2 protein-coding genes are annotated in these 1,259 nt (G+C 37.2%); one reads left to right on the forward strand and one right to left on the reverse strand.

Translation table 11 applies throughout. The features are described 5' to 3' along the window. On the forward strand, positions 1–239 hold a 239-nt coding region (locus tag FTV37_RS17520; protein ID WP_180064344.1), incomplete at its 5' end, for a spore coat protein U domain-containing protein. 14 nt (positions 240–253) lie between these two features. On the opposite strand, the gene FTV37_RS17525 is transcribed toward FTV37_RS17520, so the two are convergent. Further along, positions 254–1,207, reverse strand: coding sequence for a spore coat U domain-containing protein (locus FTV37_RS17525; protein ID WP_180002664.1), 954 nt, complete (start codon positions 1,205–1,207; stop codon positions 254–256). Positions 1,208–1,259: the final 52 nt, after the last annotated feature.

Raw genomic sequence — 1,259 nt, forward strand, 5'->3', positions numbered from 1 at the left:
ATATTGCTTTAAATAGTGATGGTCGTTTGAAGCATGCCAATGATATTTCCATACAAATTCCTTATCAGCATTATCAAGATGTTGCCATGAGCCAAGAATGGGGCAATATTGCAGACAATCGTTTGTCACAACAGGGGACAGGGGAAACACAAAATATTAAGATTTGGGGTAAGGTTCCCAATGCTAATGTTCCTGCTGGGAAATATAGTGACACAGTAACTGCGACGGTTACCTATTAATTTTAAAATAAAAATCAATAAGTTAGAGTTACTGTAATCGTGTCAGAGTATTGCCCAGTACTACTGATGGGTTGAGCTGGAACCGTTGCATATACAGGTATATTATGATTATCTACAGAGTAAAAGGTATTACCTTGCCAAGGTTGATCATCGTGTGCGTTCCTAGAAAGGTTGTATCGGATATAGTTTCCTAAAGCATTTCTCATTCTTCTTTGTGTGCCCTGCGCATTGATGCCATTATTTAAACTGACTTGCATAATAGTGCCAACGGGACAGGCTAACTGTATATTTCCTGAGCTTATTAACGGTGTCTTCAGTTGGTCAACCGCACCAAAGTTAATATCTGTTGCCGACTGAATTAAGCAACTATTTTCATAATATGAGTTAACAATTAAATTATTATTACCAGTATTCGAATTTGCAAGGGCTTCTGTATCCGTTGGTACTTCTGATCCAACCTTGTATGCAGAATAAAGTTTCAATCCAATACTATTCGTTTGATAGTATGCTGCTGGTACGTTCTGTCCAGGCAACACCTGACCATATAGTTTAAGCCGAGTACTGACATTTCCAGTTCCTGCTTCAAACTGGAAAGTTTGGCATTGTGCTTGGTTTTTACGTTCTGAATCAGGAATCTTAAATGTTCTTGCTGCATCAGAATATAATTCATAATTGAGTAATGCTCTTACAGGATTATAAATAATCATACTTCGAGGAGTACTACCTGCGGGATCAAAACTATCAGCCACTAAACATAGCTTATACGTTACAGGCTGGTTTGAATTAAAGTAACAGTCAGCAATAACATCTGTTGAAACAAGTGCTGAGCCTTGAGCATTTGATGTTCCTAAACTTAACGTTGCAGACTGCCCTAACCAACAGCTACTAGCATAAGCAGGTAAACAAAAAAGAATAGATACTAGTAAGAATAAACTTGCATAAATAAAATATTTCGTTGAATCACTCATTTTAAACAAGTCATTGCAGTTTATTGACATACCATTCGCCCCAAATCACTAA

This window comes from Acinetobacter sp. YH16042 (assembly GCF_013417245.1).
Classification (GTDB): Bacteria; Pseudomonadota; Gammaproteobacteria; order Pseudomonadales; family Moraxellaceae; genus Acinetobacter; species Acinetobacter amyesii.

What these genes read in the sequence shown, in the direction of transcription:
- FTV37_RS17525 (WP_180002664.1), bottom strand. Translation starts at nt 1,207, where the DNA reads ATGAGTGATTCAACGAAATATTTTATTTATGCAAGTTTATTCTTACTA.